Annotated in this window: 23 protein-coding genes and 1 tRNA gene; 11 read left to right on the top strand and 13 right to left on the bottom strand. The window is 66.9% G+C overall.

Features of this window, described 5'->3' with window-relative positions:
• Positions 1-15: 15 nt before the first annotated feature.
• Entirely contained in the window at positions 16-819 is an 804-nt protein-coding gene (locus HMPREF2581_RS26540) for a TatD family hydrolase (RefSeq protein WP_003138727.1), read from the bottom strand.
• A 246-nt stretch (positions 820-1,065) separates the two neighbouring features.
• Between HMPREF2581_RS26540 and HMPREF2581_RS26535 the strand changes: the two genes are divergently transcribed.
• Together HMPREF2581_RS26535 and HMPREF2581_RS26530 are read left to right on the top strand one after the other, a co-directional pair.
• Positions 1,066-2,496, top strand: a complete 1,431-nt coding sequence (locus HMPREF2581_RS26535) for an MltF family protein (RefSeq protein ID WP_003138728.1) — start codon at positions 1,066-1,068, stop codon at positions 2,494-2,496.
• 98 nt (positions 2,497-2,594) lie between these two features.
• Positions 2,595-3,029 (top strand): DoxX family protein, encoded by a 435-nt coding sequence (locus tag HMPREF2581_RS26530; protein ID WP_003090958.1) that lies wholly within the window; start codon positions 2,595-2,597, stop codon positions 3,027-3,029.
• Between the two features lie 167 nt (positions 3,030-3,196).
• Here the strand turns inward: HMPREF2581_RS26530 and HMPREF2581_RS26525 are convergent, their stop codons facing one another.
• The 3 genes from HMPREF2581_RS26525 to thpR all read right to left on the bottom strand — a co-directional run bounded on the left by HMPREF2581_RS26525 (position 3,197) and on the right by thpR (position 5,948).
• Complete coding sequence (locus HMPREF2581_RS26525) at positions 3,197-4,219, bottom strand: lipase secretion chaperone (RefSeq protein WP_016254235.1); 1,023 nt, start codon at positions 4,217-4,219, stop codon at positions 3,197-3,199.
• 49 nt (positions 4,220-4,268) lie between these two features.
• On the bottom strand, positions 4,269-5,204 hold the full coding sequence (lipA, locus tag HMPREF2581_RS26520) for a triacylglycerol lipase (RefSeq protein ID WP_003090955.1): 936 nt from the start codon (positions 5,202-5,204) through the stop codon (positions 4,269-4,271).
• A gap of 195 nt (positions 5,205-5,399) precedes the next feature.
• Positions 5,400-5,948, bottom strand: coding sequence for an RNA 2',3'-cyclic phosphodiesterase (thpR, locus tag HMPREF2581_RS26515; protein WP_003138730.1), 549 nt, complete (start codon positions 5,946-5,948; stop codon positions 5,400-5,402).
• A gap of 176 nt (positions 5,949-6,124) precedes the next feature.
• Here thpR and HMPREF2581_RS26510 point away from each other — a divergent pair, with 176 nt between their 5' ends.
• Positions 6,125-6,442, top strand: a complete 318-nt coding sequence (locus HMPREF2581_RS26510; RefSeq protein WP_016254234.1) for a hypothetical protein — start codon at positions 6,125-6,127, stop codon at positions 6,440-6,442.
• Between the two features lie 12 nt (positions 6,443-6,454).
• Here HMPREF2581_RS26510 and greB read toward each other — a convergent pair whose 3' ends face one another.
• From greB to HMPREF2581_RS26495, 3 genes are read right to left on the bottom strand one after another with little or no spacing between them, the layout of a single operon-like run.
• Positions 6,455-6,961, bottom strand: a complete 507-nt coding sequence (gene greB, locus HMPREF2581_RS26505; protein WP_003090951.1) for a transcription elongation factor GreB — start codon at positions 6,959-6,961, stop codon at positions 6,455-6,457.
• A 51-nt stretch (positions 6,962-7,012) separates the two neighbouring features.
• Complete coding sequence (locus HMPREF2581_RS26500; protein WP_003138733.1) at positions 7,013-9,505, bottom strand: ABC transporter permease; 2,493 nt, start codon at positions 9,503-9,505, stop codon at positions 7,013-7,015.
• Positions 9,506-9,513: 8 nt separating this feature from the next.
• The gene (locus HMPREF2581_RS26495) at positions 9,514-10,197 is read right to left on the bottom strand and encodes an ABC transporter ATP-binding protein (RefSeq protein WP_003090949.1); all 684 of its coding nucleotides are present in this window, start codon (positions 10,195-10,197) and stop codon (positions 9,514-9,516) included.
• Positions 10,198-10,207: 10 nt separating this feature from the next.
• Between HMPREF2581_RS26495 and tesA the strand changes: the two genes are divergently transcribed.
• The 3 genes from tesA to HMPREF2581_RS26480 all read left to right on the top strand — a co-directional run bounded on the left by tesA (position 10,208) and on the right by HMPREF2581_RS26480 (position 12,196).
• Positions 10,208-10,813 carry an esterase TesA gene (gene tesA / locus HMPREF2581_RS26490; protein WP_003119867.1) on the top strand — a complete coding sequence of 202 codons (606 nt, stop codon included), beginning with the start codon at positions 10,208-10,210 and terminating at the stop codon, positions 10,811-10,813.
• A 55-nt stretch (positions 10,814-10,868) separates the two neighbouring features.
• Complete coding sequence (locus HMPREF2581_RS26485) at positions 10,869-11,147, top strand: hypothetical protein (RefSeq protein WP_003090947.1); 279 nt, start codon at positions 10,869-10,871, stop codon at positions 11,145-11,147.
• 77 nt (positions 11,148-11,224) lie between these two features.
• Positions 11,225-12,196: a L,D-transpeptidase family protein gene (locus HMPREF2581_RS26480; protein ID WP_003090946.1), complete on the top strand. Its 972-nt coding sequence runs from the start codon at positions 11,225-11,227 to the stop codon at positions 12,194-12,196.
• 123 nt (positions 12,197-12,319) lie between these two features.
• Here HMPREF2581_RS26480 and oprI read toward each other — a convergent pair whose 3' ends face one another.
• Positions 12,320-12,571 (bottom strand): outer membrane lipoprotei OprI, encoded by a 252-nt coding sequence (gene oprI / locus HMPREF2581_RS26475; RefSeq protein ID WP_003090944.1) that lies wholly within the window; start codon positions 12,569-12,571, stop codon positions 12,320-12,322.
• A 416-nt stretch (positions 12,572-12,987) separates the two neighbouring features.
• Positions 12,988-13,077, bottom strand: a tRNA-Ser gene (locus tag HMPREF2581_RS26470).
• A 155-nt stretch (positions 13,078-13,232) separates the two neighbouring features.
• On the opposite strand from HMPREF2581_RS26470, the gene earP reads away from it, so the two are divergent.
• A complete protein-coding gene (earP, locus tag HMPREF2581_RS26465) occupies positions 13,233-14,363 on the top strand; it encodes an elongation factor P maturation arginine rhamnosyltransferase EarP (protein WP_003138736.1) in 1,131 nt (376 codons plus the stop codon).
• A gap of 42 nt (positions 14,364-14,405) precedes the next feature.
• A complete protein-coding gene (gene efp, locus HMPREF2581_RS26460) occupies positions 14,406-14,972 on the top strand; it encodes an elongation factor P (RefSeq protein ID WP_003090942.1) in 567 nt (188 codons plus the stop codon).
• A gap of 87 nt (positions 14,973-15,059) precedes the next feature.
• Here efp and ohrR (HMPREF2581_RS26455) read toward each other — a convergent pair whose 3' ends face one another.
• The 3 genes from ohrR (HMPREF2581_RS26455) to HMPREF2581_RS26445 all read right to left on the bottom strand — a co-directional run bounded on the left by ohrR (HMPREF2581_RS26455) (position 15,060) and on the right by HMPREF2581_RS26445 (position 17,130).
• Positions 15,060-15,488, bottom strand: coding sequence for an organic hydroperoxide resistance protein OhrR (gene ohrR / locus HMPREF2581_RS26455; protein ID WP_003090941.1), 429 nt, complete (start codon positions 15,486-15,488; stop codon positions 15,060-15,062).
• A gap of 144 nt (positions 15,489-15,632) precedes the next feature.
• Entirely contained in the window at positions 15,633-16,088 is a 456-nt protein-coding gene (ohrR, locus tag HMPREF2581_RS26450) for a hydroperoxide stress response transcriptional regulator OhrR (RefSeq protein ID WP_003090940.1), read from the bottom strand.
• A gap of 85 nt (positions 16,089-16,173) precedes the next feature.
• The gene (locus HMPREF2581_RS26445) at positions 16,174-17,130 is read right to left on the bottom strand and encodes a LysR family transcriptional regulator (protein ID WP_016254232.1); all 957 of its coding nucleotides are present in this window, start codon (positions 17,128-17,130) and stop codon (positions 16,174-16,176) included.
• 100 nt (positions 17,131-17,230) lie between these two features.
• Between HMPREF2581_RS26445 and HMPREF2581_RS26440 the strand changes: the two genes are divergently transcribed.
• On the top strand, positions 17,231-17,980 hold the full coding sequence (locus HMPREF2581_RS26440; protein ID WP_003114755.1) for a sulfite exporter TauE/SafE family protein: 750 nt from the start codon (positions 17,231-17,233) through the stop codon (positions 17,978-17,980).
• Between the two features lies 1 nt (position 17,981).
• Here HMPREF2581_RS26440 and HMPREF2581_RS26435 read toward each other — a convergent pair whose 3' ends face one another.
• On the bottom strand, positions 17,982-18,836 hold the full coding sequence (locus HMPREF2581_RS26435; protein WP_003114756.1) for a LysR substrate-binding domain-containing protein: 855 nt from the start codon (positions 18,834-18,836) through the stop codon (positions 17,982-17,984).
• Positions 18,837-18,932: 96 nt separating this feature from the next.
• On the opposite strand from HMPREF2581_RS26435, the gene HMPREF2581_RS26430 reads away from it, so the two are divergent.
• The gene (locus tag HMPREF2581_RS26430; RefSeq protein ID WP_003090935.1) at positions 18,933-19,166 is read left to right on the top strand and encodes a DUF1127 domain-containing protein; all 234 of its coding nucleotides are present in this window, start codon (positions 18,933-18,935) and stop codon (positions 19,164-19,166) included.
• 82 nt (positions 19,167-19,248) lie between these two features.
• The gene (locus HMPREF2581_RS26425; protein WP_003138742.1) at positions 19,249-20,457 is read left to right on the top strand and encodes a winged helix-turn-helix domain-containing protein; all 1,209 of its coding nucleotides are present in this window, start codon (positions 19,249-19,251) and stop codon (positions 20,455-20,457) included.
• The last annotated feature ends 24 nt before the right edge of the window (positions 20,458-20,481 follow it).

Here is a 20,481-nt window from a genome sequence, read left to right as displayed (position 1 = left end):
AGCTTGAGGGCGATCTCAGTCGATCGTCGGCAGGCCGAAGAACGCCCGCGCCGCGGCGCTGGTGTGAGCGGCCAGGCGCTCCGCGCTCTCGCCGCGATGGCGGGCCACGCAGTCGAGCACCTCGACCAGGTAGGCTGGCTCGTTGCGCCCGTTCTTCGGCTTCGGCCGCAGGCTGCGCGGCAGCAGGTAGGGCGCGTCGCTTTCCAGCATGAGACGGCCGACCGGGATCTCGCTTACCAGATCATGCAGGTGGGTGCCGCGGCGCTCGTCGTTGATCCAGCCGGTGATGCCGATGTGCAGGTCGAGGTCGAGGTAGCCATACAGCGCCCGGCGCTCGCCGGTGAAACAGTGTACGACGGCGGCCGGCAGGCGATCGCGGAAGTCGCGCAGGATCGCCAGCAGGCGCTCGCTGGCGTCGCGTTCGTGGAGGAACACCGGACGCTGTAGCTCGACGGCCAGTGCCAGTTGTTCCTCCAGAGCCTTTTCCTGGGCCGGACGGGGAGAGAAGTCGCGATTGAAGTCGAGACCGCATTCGCCCACCGCGCGTACCCGCTGGTCGTCGAACAGGGCGCGCAGGCCGCGAGCGGTGTCGCCGTTCCAGTGGCTGGCCTCGTGGGGGTGGACGCCGGCGGTGGTAAACAGCCGGCCGCCCTCGTCGAGTTCGCCGCAGAGCTGCAGCGCCTGTTCGCTGTCGGCCAGGCTGGTGCCGGTGATCACCATCTGCACCACCCCGGCGGCGCGCGCGCGGGCGAGCAGTGCTTCACGTTCCAGGGCGAAGCTGGCGTGGGTCAGATTGACGCCGATATCGATGAGTTGCATGGTGCCTTCCTGGAATTCGCAGCGAGGCGGCGCCCCCTCGATCGCGCCGGACCCGCCGGGGGATGGGTGGCAAACCGCTTGTAGAACAATCCGTTATAATCGCAGATCGGGTTCTTCGGCGCCCGGATTATCTACCCAATGCCTCCGTTTGCAGCCGCTGTCGGAGAGGAACTTGCCAAGACTGCCATGCTCTGATTGATCCGGTCCCCCGGAGAGGGACATCGAGCCTGGCCTCTGGAGACCTGGATGACGCGTCTGTTGCTGCTTTCGCTTTGCCTGCTGGTGCTCGCACCCTTGCCGGCGGCTGCGCGCATCACCGGCCAGCCGGACAACTGGCACAAGGAACAGCCGGAGACCCGCGACCTGGCGAGCATCCGCCGCGCTGGCGTGCTCAAGGTGCTGGTCAACCAGAGCCGCAACAGCTCGGGCGAGGTGAAGGGCGAGCCAATCGGCGTCGAGTACCGTCGCCTGCGCGCCTTCGAGCAATACCTCAACAGCCGCTCGCCGTCCGCGCGGAACCTCACCCTCAAGCTCATACCCAAGCCCAAGGACCAGTTGCTTGCCGCCCTGCAGCGTGGCGAAGGCGACCTGGTCGCCCCCGGCGAACTGCTGCCGGCGCACGACGGCCTGCAGGTCAGCCCGAGCGCGCCGGTGCGCGCCGATGTGCCGCTGGTGCTGGTGGCGCGCAAGGGCAACCGGCGCTACACGCGCCTGGAGCAGTTGTCCGGGCGGACCATCCCGCTGCCGGCCGGCAGCGCCGCCGAGGGCGCCATCGAACTGGTCAACCAGCGCCTGGCGCAACGCCGCATGGCACCGATCCGGATCGAAAAGCTGGACGCTTCCCTGGCCGTCGAGGATGTGATGGAAATGGTCCAGGCAGGCATCCTCGGCTTCACCGTGGTCGAGCAGCCCATCGCCGAACGCTGGGCCAAGGTGCTGCCGAAGCTGCGCGTCGACCGCCACCTGGTGCTGGACAATCGCGCCGACATGGCCTGGTACGTGCGCCGCGATGCCAGCACCCTGCGCGCGACCATCGACCGCTTCCTCGCCGACTACCGCGCGCCGGCCGACCAGGACGTGGCTTTCCAGCGCGTCTACCGGCGCGCCTACAAGGTCCGCAACCCCCTCGGCGCGGCGGACCGCAAGCGCCTGGAAGCGGTCCGTCCACTGCTGCAGCGCTACGCGCAGCAGAGCAGCATGGACTGGCTGGCGCTGGCGGCGGTGGCCTACAAGGAGTCGCACCTGAACCCGAAGGCGCGCGGTTCCGGCGGCGCCAGCGGGCTGATGCAGATCACCCCGGCGGCGGCGCGCAGCGTCGGGGTCGGCAATGTGCACGACAAGGACAGCAACGTGCTGGCCGCCAGTCGCTACCTGACCAAGATCCGCAAGCAGTTCTTCTCCAGCAAGCACCTCGACGAACGCGAGCGCCTGGCGTTCACCCTGGCGGCCTACAACATGGGCCCGGAGCGGGTGCAGAACCTGCGCACCCAGGCGCGTCGCCGGGGGCTCGATCCGAATCGCTGGTTCTTCCAGGTAGAGCGGGTGGCTGCGGAAGAGATAGGCATGGGTGTGGTGAGTTATGTCAGCAGCGTCAACAAGTACTACCTTGCATATGAACGCGAACGGGTTCGCCTGGAGCCCGGGGTACGTGCGAAGACGGCGACGGCTCAAAAATAATCTATAAATTCGATATTGATAACGCGTTTTTTACGGTTTTAATATCGAATTATCTTGCCTATAGTGTGCCCATCTTATCCCACACCTGAGGACGCACCATGAATCCACTGATCAAGACCATCCTGTCGACCAACGCCGGTGCCGGCCTGGCCATCCTGCGTATCGTCACCGGTCTTACCCTGATGTCCCACGGTTCGCAAAAGCTCTTCGGCATGTTCGGCGGCGCCGGCCTGAACGGCATGGCGCAGTGGTTCGAATCCATCGGCCTGACCCCTGGCTACCTGCTGGCGACCCTGGCCGGCAGCGCCGAGTTCTTCGGCGGCCTGGCGCTGGTGATCGGCCTGCTGGTGCGTCCGGCGTCGGTGGTGGTGGGCTTCACCATGATCGTGGCGATCTTCAGCGTGCACATCGGCAATGGCTTCTTCATCACCGACAACGGCTATGAATATGCCCTGACCCTGCTGATGATCAGCGTGGCGCTGCTGATCGATGGCGCCGGCAAGTTCTCGCTGGACGGCAAGCTGTCCCGCTGAACCGGGCTGGCGACGAAAAAGGGCGGACACCTTCGGGTGGCCGCCCTTTTTCGTTGCGGCGCGGAGCACAAGGTTTCCGCCTCGCCGGCCACGCCAGGGCTGCACCCCTGAGGGTAGCGTTATCCGCCGAAGCGCCCTTCGCCGCGTTCTTGGCGTTTCCGTGTCGGTCAGCGCTGCTCGGCCTGGCGCATCTGTTCCAGCGCGCCCAGGCGCAAGCGTTCCTGTTCGCTGAAGCGCTCCTCGGCCAGGCGTTCGACCGCCGCGCGGCGGTCGGCTTCGCTCAGCCCGGCATTGCCTTCGATCCGGCTCTTCTCGGCGAAATAGTCGTCCAGCCGGCCCTTCCAGGCCGAGCGTTGCCGATCGAGTTGCTCCAGGCGGGTGGTGGCTTCGGCGCCCACCAGTTGCTGACGCATCTGGCGGATGGCTTCCGGGCCGGCGCCAGCGGCCTGGAGGGCGGCGGTCTGCTGCTGCAGTTCGCTTTGCAGTTGCGGCAGCACGCTTTCCTGCTGGTCTTCCGGCAGGCTGGCGCGCAGGCGGTCGATGGCGGCGGCCTTTTCCTCGGCGCTGAGCTTGCCGTCCTGGCGGATCGCCAGGCGCTCCAGGGTGAACTGGTTGTAGGTTTCCTCGTCGGCGAAGAACGCCACGTGCGCTTCGTTGCTGAAGATCCGCGCGCGCAGGGCTTTCACCGCGGCTTCCCGCTGGCGCAGGGCGTCGAGGTCGGCCAGGCGCGGCAGGTCGCGTTCGAGCAGCACCAGTTCCTTCTTGTAGTCGATGTATTGCTGCATCAGCGCCAACGCCTGGCCGCGCGCCGGCTCCTGGAGTTCGGCGGCGATGTAGGCGCGCAGGCGGTCCAGGCTTTGCTGCAGGGGCTCTTCGCCGACGGCGCTGAGGAAGTAGTCGAACAGGTTGCGGATGTCGCGGGTGATCAGCAGGTTGCCGCTGGCGTCGACGCTGAAACTGCCATCGACGCTGGTGCCCCTGAAGGAGGTTGGCAGCGGCGCGACCTTGGCCGGCATGACCTGGGGGGCCGGCACCGCTTCTCCCGCGGAGGCTGCTGGCGGGGCGTGGTCTGCGCCCGCCTGCGCGCTGGCCGGGGGCGCCGTCTCGGGTGCGGGGGAAGGTTCCAGCCAGACGAACCAGGCCAGGCTGGCGGCGAACGCCAGTGGAATCAGCAGGAGGATTTTCTTCACGCGAGGGGGCTTCCGGGAAAGGGCCGGGGCCGAGGCCCCGGCCGGGGTCCTACAGGCTGGCGTTCTTCAGGCGGTTGGCGTGCTGGCGGTAGACGCTGACCGGGCTGGTCTCGAACAGGCTGGTGAGGCCGAAGACCTGGTTCACCTCGTCCAGGTGGTTCATCCGGTAGTTGTCGCGGATCACCATGCCCAGGTGCGAACTGCAGGTGCCGACCAGGCCGTCGTTGGCGGTGCCGTTCTTGAAGGTCAGCGACGAGGCGCCGAGGAAGGCGTCGCTCGGATCGAGGAAGTTGGTCAGCGGCGAGGAACCGCTCCAGGAGTAATAGCTCACGCCGTTGACCTTGTAGGCGCCTTCGCCGCAGGCCGAGGTGGGGATGCCCTGCGGGTACTTGGCGTTGAAGCGCGCGGCACCCTCGCTGTTCAGCGACTCCAGCGAGCCCAGTGAATTCTGCGTACCGGTGCTGCCGCTGGAAAGGAAGCTGATCAGCGCGCCGAGGCTGTTGACCAGCCCGGAGAGGACTGCCTCGCCGGCCGAACCCGGAGGGATCTGGCGCAGGAAGTCGGCGGTGTCCGAACCCTTGTGCGGGGCGCCGACGCTGGTGGCGGAAGCGATCAGGTCGGGACGTACGGCGGCGACGTAGCGGATGGTCGGCCCGCCGTGGCTGTGGCCGATCAGGTTGACCTTGGGCTGGCCGCTGAGGGCGACGATTTCCTCCACCTGTTGCAGCAACTGCTCGCCGCGGACTTCCGAGGTGTCCAACTGGCTGACTTCGGTGACGTAGACCTGGGCACCGTCACGGCGCAAGGCGCTGGGAATGCCGAACCAGTAGTCGACCCCGAGGATGTTGTCGAAGCCGAGCATGCCGTGGGCCAGCACGATGGGGTATTTGGTCTGGGTGTAGGTGCTGGCCTGGATCAGAGGGCTGGCAGCGAGAGAGGCGAGGCCGATGGCCAGGCCGAGGGGGAGCAGAGACTTCTTCTTCATGTTGTTCTCATCTCAGGTTGATGGGGCCGAGGGGCGCGTCCTGCCAGCCATCGCCCGAATCCTTCCGGGAGAACCGCTTCGCTGTCCCTTGCGCAGGAACCGTGCCAGCTTCGGCTTTTTTCCTCCAGGCCAGGAAATCCGCGGCTTCCTGGCGGCCGGTCATAACCTGCGTGGCAGAGCGGAAGAGGCGGGTTGTTACGGCGCGAAACGCTCGTTTGAATCTTCCCCGCACAACGCCCAGCGACCGAGTGTGCGGTAGCGCACGCCCGCGGCGTCGTTTTGCGAGCAAAACAGGCTGAAATGGTCGACCTGCCATACGAAGGTTGGGGGTGGCGGGATGTCCTCCAGCGGCGCGGCATCGCGAGCCAGGGTCAGATGGGCGCTGAATGGGCGGGTTTCCACGGGCAGCTCCAGTTCGGCAAGGCCTGAGCGCAGGGCGCGGCGCAGGCGCAGGAGGGCGCCGGGCGGTTGGCTGGGGGCCAGCAGCAGGATGCCGTTCCTCCAGCGCAGCAGGCGGTCGAGACACAGGTCGAAGGGCGCGGCTTCGATGGCCGCGGCCATGTCCAGCAGGGCCTCGAGCCGAGCGGACGGGACCTGCCCGAGGAAGGCCAGGGTCAGGTGCAGGTTCGCCGTCGCCACCTGGCGTCCGGGCAGTGGCTGGTCATCGCGCCACCGGCCGATCCGCTCGGCGAGGGGAGGTGGACAGGGCAGGGCGAAGAACAGGCGAAGAGAGCGATCGGGCATGGGCGCCTCCGCGTGTTTCTTGACAGTCTCCATGCGGCTTTTCTAGGATGCGCGTGCGCCGATTTAAACAGCAACTTGCGGGGCGCCCGGCAGCAGCCGAAATACCGCTAAAGCGCTGGCTCGGTGTTGCCTCTCACCGCTGTCCAGCGGGACCGAAGAGGCGGAGACATGACGTCATGACCTGTCCCAGCACGCAATTGCGCCTGGCACCCATCACCACCGGCCTGGTCCGGCGGAACCCGAGGATTCTCCTCAGCGGGCCGCACCAGCCGACCCTCGTCCGTTACCTCGAAGGCTGGCCGAAGCGCTGGAACGGTTCGCGTACCTTCCTTATCCAGTTCGCCCAGGACGGCAAGGACCTGGCGCGCTTCCCCAGCGACGCGTTCGACTTCGCCGTGGTCCAGACCCCCGGGGCGGAAGACCTGGATCTGGTGGTCCGGCAACTGATCCGGGTCGCCCGCCAGGGCCTGATCACCCGCCGTATCCTGCGCTGAGCGCGTGGCCCCTCAGGGCGCCGGTGGATACTCGATCTCGACGACGAACCAGAGCTTTTCCCCGGCCGGGGTGCGCACCAGCACCTCGGCGTCCAGCTCCTTGCCGACCAGTGCGCGGGCGAGCGGCGAGTCGATGCTGATCTGGTTGTTGCGCAGGTCCAGTTCGTCGGGGCCGACGATGCGATAGCGGGCCTGCTCGCCGTCTTCGTCTTCCAGGGTCACCCAGGCGCCGAAGTACACCCGGTTCGGATCCGCCGGCCGCTCGCCGACCACTTTCAGGTTCTCCAGGCGCTTGCGCAGGAAGCGCACGCGGCTGTCGATCTCGCGCAGCATCTTCTTGCCGTAGATGTATTCGGCGTTTTCCGAGCGATCGCCGAGGGCGGCGGCTTCGCTGACCGCCTGGGTCACCTGGGGACGGCGCACGTGCCAGAGTTCATGCAGCTCTGCGCGTAACCGCGCGGCGCCCTCCGGAGTGATCAGCGGGGTGCCGGCGGTGCGCGGTGGACGATAGCGACTCATGGTTCGGGTGGTTCCACAAATGAACGGATGAAAGCCTGCCAGTGTATCCGATCAGCCCTCGCGCAGGACCCGCAGCGGGCTGCTGTTGAGGGCGCGACGGGTACCCAGCAGGCCGGCGCCGCCTACCAGCACGGCGCCTACCAGAGGCAGCGCGAGCAACCAGGGGTGCGCTTGCCACGGCAGGTCGAAGACCAGTCGGTAGAGCAGCAGGCTGACCGCCTCGCAGCCGAGCGCCGCGAGCAGGCCGCTGACTGCGCCGAGCAGGGCGAACTCGACCCGCCGGGTACGTTGCAGCAACTCGCGCTCGGCACCCAGCGCGCGCAGCAGGGCACCCTGGCGCACGCGCTCGTCGAGGGTCGCCTGGAGACCGGCGAAGAGCACCACGAAGCCCGCCGCGAGAACGAACACCAGCACGTACTCCACGGCCAGGGTGACCTGGTCGAGGATGCTCCGCAGCTGGCTCAGCAGGGCGTCTACCGGCAGCAGGGTGACGGTGGGGAAGGCGCGGGCCAGTTCGATCAGGTCGCGTTCCTGGCTGGCCGGCAGGTAGAAGCTGGTCAGGTAGGTCACCGGCAGGTCGGTCAGGGTGCCGGGCTGGAAGACCATGAAGAAGTTCGGCTGGAAATTGTCCCACTTCACCTTGCGCAGGCTCTGGACCTGGACCTCGCGATTCTGCCCGGCGACGCTGAAGGTGAGCCGGTCGCCGACCTGGATACGCAGGTTGGCGGCCAGCTTCTCTTCCACCGACACGCCCGGCAGGGCCCCCGGCTGCGGCGCGCTCCACCAGCGTCCGGCGGTGAGCTGGTTGCCGGAGGGCAGTCGCTCCGACCAGGTCAGGCCGAGGTCGCGCTGCAGGGCACGCTCGCTGCGCACGTCTTCGTCGAGCGCCTGGACCGGCTTGCCGTTCACCGCTACCAGGCGCCCGGGAACCATGGGGAACAGCGGCTCGGCGCCGGGGGAGAGCTTTTGCACGCGACGTTCGAAGGCGTCCTTTTCCGTCGGCAGGATGTTCAGGGCGAAATGGTTGGGGGCGTCCGGCGGCAACTGGGCCTGCCAGGTATCCAGCAGTTCGCCGCGAAGCAGGGCGATCAGGGCCATGGCCAGCAGGATCAGGCCGAAGGCCAGGCTCTGTCCGGCGGCGGCCAGCGGGTGCCGCAACAACTGGCCGAGTCCCAGCCGCCATGACAGGCTGGCACGCGCCAGTGCCCGGCGCAGGCCGTTCAGGCCGAGCAGCAGGAGGGCGCCGAGCACCAGCGTGGCGACCAGGCCGCCGCCGAGCAGGGCGAGGGTCAGCTTCAGGTCGAGACTCAACCGCCACATGATCAGGCCCAGGGCGAGCAGGGCGCAGGCGTAGGCCATCCAGGTGCGCATCGGCACCGGCAGCAGGTCGCTGCGCAGGACCCGCAACGGCGGTACCCGGCCCAGGGCTGCCAGCGGCGGCAGGGCGAAGCCGGCCAGCGCTACCAGGCCGGTGGCGATCCCGGCGAAGGCGGGGAACAGGCCGCCGGCCGGTACGTCCGGCGGCAGCAGCGTGGCGAGCAGGCGGAACAGGCCGAGCTGCGCCAACCAGCCGAGCAGGGCGCCGATGGCGCTGGCGAGCAGGCCCAGCAGCAACAGTTGCAGCGCGTAGAGGAGCAGGGTTTCGCTGCGCGACAGACCGAGGCAGCGCAGCAGTGCGCTGGCGTCGTAGCGCCGTGCAGCGAAACGGGCGGCGGACAGCGCCACGGCGACGCCGGCGAGCAGCACCGCGGCCAGGCTGGCCAGGTTCAGGTAGCGCTCGGCGCGGCCGAGGGCATCGCCCACCTGGCGGTTGCCGTCGCGGGCATCCTGCAGGCGCTGGTTGGCGGCGAGGCTGCCCTTGACCTGCTGGCGATAGGCCTGGAGGGCTTCCGGCGGGCCTTCCCACAGATCGCGGTAGCGCACCCGGCTGCCCGGCTGGACCACCCCGGTGGCATCGAGGTCGGCCAGGCTCATCATGGCGCGGGGCGTCAGGCTGTAGAAGTCGCCGGCGCGGTCCGGCTCGTAGGTAAGGATGCGCGCGATGCGCAGCGGCTTGCGGCCGATCTCGATGCTGTCGCCGACCTTCAGGTCGAGGCTGACCAGCAGGCGCGATTCGACCCATACCTCGCCCGCCTGCGGACGACCGCCGGCCTGCTCGGCGGCGAACGGCGCGGCAGCGCTCTTGAGCTGCCCGCGCAGGGGGTAGCGGTCGCCGACCGCCTTGATGCTGCTGAGCTGGATGCCCTGGTCGGTGGCGATCACGCTGGAAAACTCGACGCTGTCGGCGTGGCGCAGGCCCAGACGGGTGCCGCGTTCGATCTGTTCGGCGCTTGCCGGCTGGGTACCGTTGAGCACCAGGTCGGCGCCGAGGAACTCGGCGGCGCGGGTGAGCATGGCGCCGTTCAGGCGGGCGCTGAAATAGCCGATGGCGGTGCTCGAGGCGACCGCGATCAGCAGGGCGAAGAACAGCACGCGCAGCTCGCCGCTGCGCGACTCGCGGAACAATTGGCGACCGGCGAGGCTCAGCAGGCGGGAGAGGGGCACCGGCTTCATCAGGGTTCGACCCGGTCGATCAGGCGTCCGCTTTCCAGACGGATCAGGCGCCGGCAGCGATGCGCCAGACGCTCGTCGTGGGTAACCAGGACCAGGGTGGTACCGCGTTCGCGGTTGAGTTCGAAGAGCAGGTCGCTGATCCGCTCGCCGGTGGCGCTGTCGAGGTTGCCGGTGGGTTCGTCGGCGAACAGCACGTCCGGCTCCGCCGCGAAGGCACGGGCAATGGCGACCCGCTGCTGCTCGCCGCCGGAGAGCTGGCGCGGATAGTGGCCCAGGCGTTGGCCGAGGCCGACTCGCTCGAGCAGTTCTCTGGCGCGCTGGCGAGCGTCGGCGCGGCCTTCCAGCTCCAGGGGCAGCATCACGTTCTCCAGCGCATCGAGGCTGTCGAGCAACTGGAACGACTGGAACACGAAGCCTACATGGGCCGCGCGGACGCGCGCACGCTGGTCCTCGTCGAGGTCGCCGAGGGCGTGCCCGGCGAGACGGACCTCGCCGCCGCTGGGCTGGTCGAGCCCGGCGAGCAGGCCGAGCAGGGTCGACTTGCCGGAGCCGGAACTGCCGACGATCGCCAGGCTGTCGCCGCGGGCGAGGTCGAGGGAGAGGTCGTGGAGGATGGTCAACTTGCCTTCCGCGCTACCGACAACCTTGCTAAGGTTCTGCGCGTTGAGAATGCTGGCGCTCATGGAGGTTCCGATGCGTGCATTGCTGTTGAGCGGCTGCCTGGCCCTGGTCCTGCTGACCCAGCAGGCCGCGGCGCAGACGCTGTTGGTCGTGGGCGATAGTATCAGCGCCGCTTTGGGACTGGATACCAGCCAGGGCTGGGTCGCCCTGTTGCAGAAGCGCCTCGCCGACGAAGGTTACGACTACCGGGTGGTGAACGCCTCGATCAGCGGCGACACCTCCGCGGGCGGCCTGGCGCGCCTGCCGGCGCTGCTTGCCGAGGAGAAGCCGGCGCTGGTGGTGATCGAGCTGGGAGGCAACGACGGGCTGCGCGGAATGGCGCCGGCGCAATTGCAACAGAATCTTGCCAGCATGGCGCAAAAGGCCCGGGCGGAAGGGGCGAAGGTGCTGCTGCTGGGTATCCAGTTGCCGCCGAACTACGGCCCGCGCTACATCGAGGCCTTTTCCAAGGTCTACGGCGCGGTCGCGGCGCAGGAAAAGACCGCCCTGGTGCCGTTTTTCCTCGAAGGGGTCGGCGGGGTCCAGGGGATGATGCAGGCGGATGGCATCCATCCGGCGCTCGCCGCCCAGCCGAGGCTCCTGGAAAATGTCTGGCCGACGCTGAAACCGCTGCTTTGAGACTTCCCCGGGAAACCGCTTTCGGCTAAGGTTGCGCACCCCTCAGGAGCCCCCCATGCCGCGTCCCGCCTGGACCCTCTACGCCTATCAACTGATCGAGCCCGACGATCAGCTGGACCTGTTCGCCTGTCGCGAGGTCCGGGTGCATGTGGTGGCGCGTCAGCTGGAGCTGGATACCCCGGCGGACCGCACGCTTTGCGGCAAGCTGCTGCCGGCCCAGCCGCGCTGGCAGCCGCTGGAACGGGCGCGTCTGCGCGACCGGCTGCTGTGTCCCGATTGCCGGAAACAACTGGAGGCGGAAAAGCGCGGGGAGCGCCTGTCCTGGTTGGTCTGAGCCCTCCCGGTGAAACCTGGCGGGGTGTTACACTGTCTTTCCTACTCCTTCATCGCACTCGCCAAGGATTCTCCGGAATGTTGTCGCGCGTACCCGTTGTCTCACTGTCTTTCGCCGCGCTGCTTTCGGCCGGCTCCGCATCGGCCCTGGAACTGCAGCTCCCGCCTCCGGGCGAGGACGTCGTCGGCCAGGTCCAGGTGATCAAGGCCAAGTACGAGGACACGTTCGCCGACCTCGGCGAGCAGTACAACCTGGGCTACAGCGAAATGGTCGCCGCCAACCCGGGCGTCGATCCCTGGCTGCCGGGCGTCGGCACCGAGGTGATCATCCCGACCCGCTTCGTGCTGCCGCCTGGCCCGCGCGAAGGCGTGGTGATCAACCTGGCCGAGTACCGCCTGTACTACTACCCGAAAGGGCAGAACGTGGTGCACACCTATCCGCTGGGCATCGGCCGCGAGGGCTGGGGTTCGCCGATCGCGAACACCCGCATCACTGCCAAGACCAAGGACCCGGCCTGGTATCCGCCGGCCTCGATCCGCGCCGAGCACGCCGCCGATGGCGATCCGCTGCCGACCGTGGTGCCGCCGGGCCCGGACAATCCGCTGGGGCCGTACAAGCTGACCCTGGGCGTGCCGGGCTACCTGATCCATGGTTCGAACAAGAAGTTCGGCATCGGCACCCGCACCAGCCATGGCTGCTTCCGCATGTACAACGCCGACGTGACCCACCTGTTCTCGATGATCAGCGTCGGCACCAGCGTGCGTATCATCAACGAGCCCTACAAGTTCGGCGTGAGCAACGGCAAGGTCTACCTGGAGGCGCATACGCCGCTGAACGACCATGGCGACCCGTCGGTGGTGGACAAGCACACCGCGGTGATCAACACCCTGCTCAAGCGCGACGACCTGGCCAAGCGTATCCAGTTGAACTGGGACGTGGTCCGCGAAGTGGTGGCCTCGGAGGATGGCGTGCCGGTGGAAATCGCCCAGGAATCGGCGCCGGCGATGACCGCGACGGTGGATAGCGATCCTACCCAGCTTACGCCCTGACGGAGAGCGTCGAGGCAGAGGCCCGCGTACCCGCAAGGGACGCGGGTTTTTTCATGCCCGGCGAAACGCAGGCATAAAAAAACCGGCCCCGAGGGACCGGTTTTCAACAGGTCGTGAGACCTATTACTTGCGGCTGGCTTTTTCCAGCATGCGCAGGGCACGCTCGTTAGCCTCGTCAGCGGTCTGCTGAGCTTTCTGAGCAGCGCCCAGAGCTTCGTCAGCCTTGCGATAGGCTTCGTCAGCGCGAGCCTGAGCACGAGCAGCTGCGTCTTCGGTAGCGGTCAGACGAGCTTCGGTTTCTTTGGAGTGGCTGCTGCAACCGGTGGCCAGAACAGCAGCCAGAGCCAGAGCAGAGAATTTCAGAACGTTGTTCATCGTGTTCCCCTTAAGGTGGACATTTCCATAACAGCAATCTCCCCAGCCGGGGAAATTAGCCGGCTACATACTACCCATTACTTGTAGTAAGTAAACTGACCAAGCGCAAGCCGAGCAACTTTTTTTTTAGTCCCCCCGACTTTAGCAGTAGTTGGAGTGTCGTTTGTTCAAAAAATATCCAGCGTGCGGCGCAAGTAAGCAATTTCCCGGACCTTGGGTAGAGTTGCTGCAAGAGGCGGGGGATGAGGGCTGCCGGGTTGTCGAGAATGTTCCGCCGGAGTGGCTGGCGCTTATCGACTTGGCGGGGAGTGGCAAGTAACAACTAAGTTGCCAGCATGTTGCCGGAAATGCCGTAAGTATTGGTGCGGAAATGAAAAAGGCCCGGTTAACTTGATTAGCCGGGCCTTCTTGCGATCTGGCGGTGAGGGAGGGATTCGAACCCTCGATACGGTTTCCCGTATACACACTTTCCAGGCGTGCTCCTTCAACCACTCGGACACCTCACCAGGTTCTCGACAGCGCCGTGTCTGTCGAGGCGCGCAATTTACTCGAACATTTCCCGCTTGGCAAATATTTTTTTAACTTTTTCATCGGCTTAGGTCGTCGGAGGAAAGTCCGCGGGGTGCCTTGGTAGACTGCCGGGCACGAAGAGGAGAGGCGGATGGCGAGCTGGGAGATTTTCTGTAGCGTGGTCGACAACTATGGCGACATCGGCGTCACCTGGCGCCTGGCTCGCCAACTGGCCGCCGAGCACGGTCAGGCCGTGCGCCTGTGGGTGGACGAGCCGCAGGCCTTCGCCCGGATCTGTCCGCGGGCGGACCCGGCGGCGCACGTGCAGAGCCTGGATGGGGTCGAAGTGCGTGCCTGGGGCCGGCCGTGGGCACCGGTGGCGGCCGCCGACGTGGTGATCGAGGCCTTCGCCTGCGAACTGCCGGAGGCGCACCGGCAGGCCATGCGCGAGCGCGAGCGGCCGTCCCTGTGGCTGAACCTGGAGTACCTGAGTGCCGAGGAATGGATCGGCAGTTGCCACGCATTGCCGTCGCTGCAGGCGTGCGGGCTTTCCAAGTACTTCTTCTTTCCCGGGTTCCGCGAGCCCAGTGGCGGCCTGTTGCGCGAGGCCGGCCTGCTGGAACGTCGGCGCCGTTTCCAGGCCTCTGCCTCGGCGCAGGATGAGTTTCTCGCCTCCCTCGGCGTGCGGCGGAAGGTTGGCGAGCGACTGATTTCGCTGTTTGCCTACGAAAACCCGGCGCTGTCTGGCTGGCTGGAACAACTGCGCGACGCCCGCCAGCCGAGCCTGCTGCTGGTGCCGGAGGGGCGGGTGCTGGCGGATGTCGCCGATTGGCTGCGGGTGGCTACCCTGGCCGTCGGGGACGTCCATGTGCGCGACGCGTTGCGGGTCCAGGTGCTGCCGTTCATGGCGCAGGACGACTACGATCGCCTGTTGTGGTGCTGCGACCTGAACGCGGTGCGCGGCGAGGACTCCTTCGTTCGCGCGCAGTGGGCGGGACGGCCGCTGCTCTGGCACATCTATAGACAGGAAGAGGAGGCGCACCTGGCGAAGCTCGAGGCATTCCTCGAACTCTATTGCGCCGGCCTGCCCGCCGACCTGGCGGAAAACCTGCGCACCTTCTGGCTGGCGTGGAACGCCGGCGGTGGACTTGCCGGGGCCTGGGAGGGGCTGGAGAGGCAACTGCCCGAGTGGCGTAGGGAAGCGCAGCGCTGGGCCGACGAACAGGGCATGCGTCCGGATCTTGCGGCAAGGCTGGTGCAATTTTACGCAGATTGGCTATGATACGCGGCCTGATTTTTTGTCTTTCATCCATCGGATATTCGTATGAAAACCGCTCAAGAGTTCCGCGCCGGCCAGGTTGCCAACATCAATGGCGCTCCCTGGGTCATCCAGAAGGCCGAGTTCAACAAGTCCGGCCGTAACGCTGCCGTCGTCAAGATGAAGCTGAAGAACCTGCTGACCGGCGCCGGTACCGAGACCGTGTTCAAGGCCGACGACAAGCTGGAGCCGATCATCCTCGATCGCAAGGAAGTGACCTACTCCTACTTCGCCGACCCGCTGTACGTCTTCATGGACAGCGAGTTCAACCAGTACGAGATCGAGAAAGACGATCTGGAAGGCGTGCTGACCTTCATCGAAGACGGCATGACCGACATCTGCGAAGCCGTGTTCTACAACGACAAGGTGATCTCGGTAGAGCTGCCGACCACCATCGTTCGCCAGATCGCCTACACCGAGCCGGCCGTCCGCGGCGACACCTCGGGCAAGGTGATGAAGACCGCGCGCCTGAACAACGGCGCCGAGCTGCAGGTTTCCGCGTTCTGCGAAATCGGCGACTCGATCGAGATCGATACCCGCACCGGCGAGTACAAGTCCCGCGTCAAGGCCTGATCCTTTCGCGCGACGAGAAAAAGCCCGGCGAATGCCGGGCTTTTTCGTTTCCGCTGTCCGCCGCCGCGGCGCGGAGAGTCAGAAGCTTCAGACCGACACGTTCAGGCGTACGTCGATATTGCCGCGGGTAGCGTTGGAGTAGGGGCAGACCTGGTGGGCGGCGGCTACCAGCGCTTCGGCGGCTTCGCGCTCCAGGCCCGGCAGGCTGATGTGCAGTTCGACCTCCAGGCCGAAGCCGCCGGGGATCTGGCCGATGCCGACCTTGCCGGTTATCGAGGCGTCGGCGGGAAGGGTCTGCTTGCGCTGGCCGGCAACGAACTTCAGGGCCCCGATGAAGCAGGCCGAGTAGCCGGCGGCGAACAGTTGTTCCGGGTTGGTGGCCGCGCCGCCCTGGCCGCCCAGTTCGCGCGGAGTGCTGAGTTTCACGTCGAGCACGCCGTCCGAGGATACCGCACGGCCGTCACGGCCTCCGGTGGCGGTTGCGCTTGCGGTGTAGAGAGCCTTGATGGTTTGCATGAGGGTCACCTGTCTAGATTGTTCGTTAATTTCTTGCGCGCTAAGTAAGTGCGTGAAATGAAATTTATCGTCATGTTATTTGGTTCGCAAGATAAATCGTTGGAAGATTTGGCGATAAAAACCAGACAGGTAGGTATAAGCCCCTCAGTCCGGTGCTTGCAGGTTGCCGCGCAGGGCCAGCAGCTCATCCTTGAGGGCGACCAGCTGTGGCAAGTCGAGGCCGGTACTCTCCAGGATGCAGGCGGGAATGCTCTCGGCCTGTCGCTGCAGGGCGCGGCCCTTGTCGGTCAGGCGCAGCAGGACTACGCGTTCGTCTTCGCTGCTGCGAGTGCGGGTAATCAGACCTTCGCCCTCCAGGCGCTTGAGCAGAGGCGTGAGCGATCCCGGGTCGGTAAGCATGCGTGCGCTGATTTCGCCCACGGTCAGGCCGTCGCGTTCCCATAGCACCAGCATGGCGATGTACTGCGGATAGGTGAGGCCGAGCGCTTGCAGCAGGGGCTTGTAGACCTTGGTCATCTGCAGCGAGGTGGAATACAGGGCGAAGCACAGCTGGTTGTCCAGCTTGAGCTGCTCGCAAGGGGTGGTGGGCAGTCGGGACATGGCTGTCTTCCAAGTAAGTAGGGCGCTGTGCATGAATTTAGCGTAGTGGCTATTGGCTTTCCAGGTTTCCCGCCGGGTGGTGTCTTCAGCGCTCGCCGAGACGCTGCTGCAGGGCTTGGTCCCAGGGTGGCGGAAAGCCGAAGCGCTCGCGGAGGAAAGCCAGCAGCAGGCGGGTTCGCGAACTGGCTTCGCGTTCCAGGCGCAGGGCATAGATGCAGGTGGGCTCGGCGGCGGGCAAGCCCTCGTCGCAGAACAGCGCCTGCAGTTCGCCGCGCAGCAAGTACTCGCTGCACAGCCAGGTCGGCAGGTGGGCGATGCCGAGGCCGGCCAGCGCCGCGTCGACCATCGCTTCGGCGTTATTGGTGGCCAGCCGCGCCCGTTTCGGCCGCAGGTGCTGGAGCTTGCCGTCGTGCTGGAAGCGCCAGGCATAGGGTGGCGACAGGTTGTCCCAATCGATGCCGGCATGCTCCGGCAGTTCGCCGGGGGATGCGGGAACGCCATGTTCGCGCAGGTACTCCGGGCTGGCGCAGACGACCCGCACCATCGGCGCCAGCGAAGTGGCCACCAGGCGGCTGTCGGGCAGCGGGCCGGCGCGCAACACCAGGTCGACCTCGCCGAGATGTTCGCCCTGCAGGTCGATGAAGCTGCCGATCAGGCGCAATTGCACGTCCAGCCCGGGGTTGGCCTTGAGGAAGTCGGCGATCGCCGGGGCCAGGTGGCGGCGGCCGAAGGGCACCGGCGCATCGATACGGATCAGGCCCTGCGGCGCGGTGCTCAGGGACACCGCTTCGGCGCGGGCCAGGCGCAGTTCGGTGACGATCCGCCGGGCGCGGTCGGCGAAGGCCAGGCCGGCCGGCGTGGCGCGGACCGCATGGGTGGTGCGCACCAGCAGGGTGCTGCCGACGGCGCGCTCCAGGGCGTCCATCCGGCGCGCTACGGCGGACGGGGTGAGCGGGTGCTTGCGGGCAGCGGCGGAGAAGCTGCCGCCATCGAGGACATCGAGGTAGAGAACGAACTGTTCGCTGAGGGTATCGGGCAACATGCTCATGCCTTTGCGTGATTGGCATAGCCATTGTGCTTTCTTGTGCGTTTCCCATCCAGCCACGCTTGCCTAGCATGGAGGCGTCGAAAGAGGGGCTGACATGCTGGATGTATTTCTCGATTTCCTGCTGGGGATGGTGCTCGGTTGCCTGGGCGGTCTGTTCGGGATAGGCGGCGGCCTGCTGGCGATCCCGGCGCTGGGGGTGATCTTCGGCCTCGACCAGCAATTGGCGCAGGGTACCGCGCTGGTGATGGTGGTACCGAACGTGGTGCTGGCGTTGTGGCGCTACCACCAGCGCAACCGCATCGATCCGCGCCAGGCCGGAGTCCTTGCCCTGACCGGCCTGCTTTGCGCGTTCCTGGCGTCCAGCGTGGCCGCGCGGATCGATGCGGCGCGGATGCGCGAAGCGTTCGTGATCTTCCTCCTGGCGCTGGCCGGCTACATGTTCTGGCGCCTGTTCCGGCGCCCGCCGCAGGGCGGCGCGACGCCGCGCTACGGTTTGCCCTGGATGGGCGTGCTGGGCCTTGGCGCAGGTTCGCTCGGCGGGCTTTTCGGGGTGGGCGGCGGGGTGCTGGCGACACCGGTGCTGACTTCGGTGTTCGGCCTCGCCCAGGTCGTCGCACAGGGCCTCGCGCTGGCCCTGGCCGCACCGAGCACGGCGGTGGCGCTGGGGACCTACGCCATGCACGGTCATGTCGACTGGCGGATGGGGATCCCCCTGGCGCTGGGCGGCCTGCTGAGCATTTCCTGGGGCGTGAGGCTGGCCCACGCCTTGCCCGAGCGCAGCCTGCGCATGGCCTTCTGTGCCTTCCTCGCGTTGTGCGCGGTGCTCCTGCTGGTGCGCGGTTGAGTCAGAGACGGAAGCCCTCGCCGATGTATTCGGCGAGCTTCTCGGTGACCGGCGACTGGCTGTGCGGGTTGCGCATCAGCATGATGCTGGCCGAGGGCAGGGCGGGCAGGCCCTCGCTCTCGTCGAGGATGCGCAGGTTGCCGGTGAGCAGGCTACGCAGTTGCACGGTCACGGCGAGGCCGGCGCTGACCACCGCGAACAGCGCCGACAGGCTGGGGCTGCTGTAGGCGATGCGGTAGTCCAGTTCCGCCGCCTCCAGGGCGTTGCAGGCCCAGGCCCGGCAAAAGCAGGTGGTGTTGAACATGGCCAGCGGGATCGGCCGCTGGTCGTGGGGGCAGAAGCCCTCGGCGGCCATCCAGACGAAGGGCTCCTGGCGCAGCAACTGGCCGATCTCGGTGCCCGGCTCACGGGTGACGATGGACAGGTCGAGGTCGTTGCGCGCCAGCAGGTTGAGCGAGGTGTCGCAATGCACCTCGACCTGCACCAGCGGATAGGCTTCGGCGAAGCGCGACAGGATCGCCGGGAGGAAGCGCATCACGTAGTCGTCCGGGGTGCCGATGCGCACCGAGCCGACCATGTGCGGGCGGCGCAGGGTGTTGAACACCTCGCCGTGCAGCTTGAGGATCCGCCGGGCATAGCCGAGCAGCACCTGGCCTTCGGCGGTGAGGCGGGTCTGCCTTCCGTCGCGCTCGAACAGCGAGCGCTGCAGGACGTCCTCCTCTAGCCGCTTCATCTGCATGCTGACCGCCGACTGGGTGCGATTCAGCGCCTCCGCGGCGCGGGTGAAACCACCGTGCTCGGCGATGGCGACGAAGGTGCGGAGCAATTCCGTATCGATGCCGGGCTGGTAGCTCATTCATCAATCTCCAAGATGCATTGCATAAGAATGATTCGTTGGATTGATCCTATGCCTGGCGGGAGACTGTGCCTATCCCGAACGGAGGGCAAGACGATGAAAGGTCAACAGGATTATTTCGGCAGTCACTGCCACGCTGCATCCCATCCCGCCTCGACCGCTGCGCCGTCGTTGTGGCGTCGCTGGCGGCGCTGGTTGCAGTTGGCCCGCGAGCGCCGGGAACTGCTGAGGATGAGCGACGAAGCGCTGAAGGACCTCGGCCTGAGTCGGGCGGATATCTTCCAAGAGGGCGAGCGGCATTTCTGGGACGACCCGCTGCGTCGGCATTGAGCGAACCGCAGCGGCGCGCCGGGCTGGCGCGGCGGCGGGGGCACGATAGACTCGCAGTCTCCTTCATCGACTGGGGCGCTCCATGAGTCTTTCGCTTTCCCTCGCCGAAGCCCGCCGCCTGGCCCTGGCCGCGCAGGGCTTCGACGGCCGGCGGACGCGCCGCAGCGTGCAGCGGCGGCATCTGCGCGAAATGCTCGCGCGCCTCGGCCTGCTACAGATCGATTCGGTGAATGCGCTGGTGCGCTCGCACTACCTGCCGCTGTTTTCCCGCCTCGGTCCCTACTCCATGACGCTGCTCGACGAGGCAGCCTGGAGTGTCGGCCGTCACCGCCAGTTGTTCGAATACTGGGGGCACGAGGCCTCGCTGCTGCCGCTGGAGCACTACCCGCTGATGCGCTGGCGGATGCGCCAGGCCGCCGACGGCCAGGGCATCTACCAGCAACTGGCACGTTTCGGCCGGGAACAGCAGCCACTGATCCGCCAGGTGTTGCAGGCGGTGCGCGAGCAAGGCGCGCTGGGTGCCGGCAGCCTGAGCACGCGGCAGGAGCGGGCCGGTCCCTGGTGGGACTGGAGCGCGGAAAAGCATGCGCTGGAATGGCTGTTCGCCGCCGGTGAGCTGACGGTGGCCGGACGGCGCGGTTTCGAGCGGCTCTATGATCTGCCGGAGCGAGTGTTTCCCGCGGAATTGCTGGCGCGTCCCGAGCTTTCGGAGGCACAGGCCCAGCGCGAGCTGTTGCGGATGGCGGCGAGCGCCCTGGGCGTGGCCACCGAAAAGGACCTGCGCGACTACTATCGGCTGAGCCCGGCGCAGAGCCGCGCGCGCCTCGCCGAACTGGTGGAGGCTGGCGAGCTGCTGCCGGTCCGGGTCGAGGGCTGGAGCCAGCCGGCCTACTGCCCCGGCGAACCGCAGGTGCCGAGGCGGCTAGGCGCCAGTGCCTTGCTCTCGCCCTTCGACTCGTTGGTCTGGGAGCGGGCGCGGGCCGAGCGCCTGTTCGATTTCCGCTATCGTCTGGAGATCTACACGCCGAAGGAAAAACGCGTGTACGGCTACTACGTGCTGCCATTCCTGTACAACGGCCGTCTGGTCGGCCGCGTCGACCTCCGCGCCGAGCGGGCGCGGGAGCGCCTGGCGGTGCATGCGCTGCATGCCGAGGCGAACGGCATGGACGATGCCGCCCTGCACGATCTGGCCGAGCAGTTGCGCAGCATGGCCGCCTGGCTGGGCCTGGCGACGGTGGCGATCGAGGGGCGCGGGGAGTTGGCGGTGCGCTTGCGCGGGGTGCTGCTCTAGCGAACGCTCCCGCCGGGCGGCGGG

This window comes from Pseudomonas sp. HMSC057H01, from assembly GCF_001836405.1.
GTDB classification, from domain to species: domain Bacteria; phylum Pseudomonadota; class Gammaproteobacteria; order Pseudomonadales; family Pseudomonadaceae; genus Pseudomonas; species Pseudomonas aeruginosa.
This window is presented reverse-complemented; position numbering and strand designations above follow the sequence as displayed.

Excerpts from the sequence above, each read along its gene's own strand:
- HMPREF2581_RS26530 (WP_003090958.1), top strand. The coding sequence starts at position 2,595 with ATGAATCCACTGATCAAGACCATCCTGTCGACCAACGCCGGTGCCGGC.
- HMPREF2581_RS26445 (WP_016254232.1), bottom strand. The coding sequence starts at position 17,130 with ATGTTGCCCGATACCCTCAGCGAACAGTTCGTTCTCTACCTCGATGTC.
- HMPREF2581_RS26495 (WP_003090949.1), bottom strand. The coding sequence starts at position 10,197 with ATGAGCGCCAGCATTCTCAACGCGCAGAACCTTAGCAAGGTTGTCGGT.
- earP (WP_003138736.1), top strand. The coding sequence starts at position 13,233 with ATGGCGAGCTGGGAGATTTTCTGTAGCGTGGTCGACAACTATGGCGAC.
- oprI (WP_003090944.1), bottom strand. The coding sequence starts at position 12,571 with ATGAACAACGTTCTGAAATTCTCTGCTCTGGCTCTGGCTGCTGTTCTG.
- HMPREF2581_RS26430 (WP_003090935.1), top strand. The coding sequence starts at position 18,933 with ATGAAAGGTCAACAGGATTATTTCGGCAGTCACTGCCACGCTGCATCC.
- tesA (WP_003119867.1), top strand. The coding sequence starts at position 10,208 with ATGCGTGCATTGCTGTTGAGCGGCTGCCTGGCCCTGGTCCTGCTGACC.
- HMPREF2581_RS26510 (WP_016254234.1), top strand. The coding sequence starts at position 6,125 with ATGACCTGTCCCAGCACGCAATTGCGCCTGGCACCCATCACCACCGGC.
- HMPREF2581_RS26440 (WP_003114755.1), top strand. The coding sequence starts at position 17,231 with ATGCTGGATGTATTTCTCGATTTCCTGCTGGGGATGGTGCTCGGTTGC.
- HMPREF2581_RS26480 (WP_003090946.1), top strand. The coding sequence starts at position 11,225 with ATGTTGTCGCGCGTACCCGTTGTCTCACTGTCTTTCGCCGCGCTGCTT.
- HMPREF2581_RS26485 (WP_003090947.1), top strand. The coding sequence starts at position 10,869 with ATGCCGCGTCCCGCCTGGACCCTCTACGCCTATCAACTGATCGAGCCC.
- ohrR (WP_003090940.1), bottom strand. The coding sequence starts at position 16,088 with ATGTCCCGACTGCCCACCACCCCTTGCGAGCAGCTCAAGCTGGACAAC.
- HMPREF2581_RS26535 (WP_003138728.1), top strand. The coding sequence starts at position 1,066 with ATGACGCGTCTGTTGCTGCTTTCGCTTTGCCTGCTGGTGCTCGCACCC.
- greB (WP_003090951.1), bottom strand. The coding sequence starts at position 6,961 with ATGAGTCGCTATCGTCCACCGCGCACCGCCGGCACCCCGCTGATCACT.
- HMPREF2581_RS26425 (WP_003138742.1), top strand. The coding sequence starts at position 19,249 with ATGAGTCTTTCGCTTTCCCTCGCCGAAGCCCGCCGCCTGGCCCTGGCC.
- lipA (WP_003090955.1), bottom strand. The coding sequence starts at position 5,204 with ATGAAGAAGAAGTCTCTGCTCCCCCTCGGCCTGGCCATCGGCCTCGCC.
- thpR (WP_003138730.1), bottom strand. The coding sequence starts at position 5,948 with ATGCCCGATCGCTCTCTTCGCCTGTTCTTCGCCCTGCCCTGTCCACCT.
- HMPREF2581_RS26540 (WP_003138727.1), bottom strand. The coding sequence starts at position 819 with ATGCAACTCATCGATATCGGCGTCAATCTGACCCACGCCAGCTTCGCC.
- efp (WP_003090942.1), top strand. The coding sequence starts at position 14,406 with ATGAAAACCGCTCAAGAGTTCCGCGCCGGCCAGGTTGCCAACATCAAT.
- ohrR (WP_003090941.1), bottom strand. The coding sequence starts at position 15,488 with ATGCAAACCATCAAGGCTCTCTACACCGCAAGCGCAACCGCCACCGGA.
- HMPREF2581_RS26435 (WP_003114756.1), bottom strand. The coding sequence starts at position 18,836 with ATGAGCTACCAGCCCGGCATCGATACGGAATTGCTCCGCACCTTCGTC.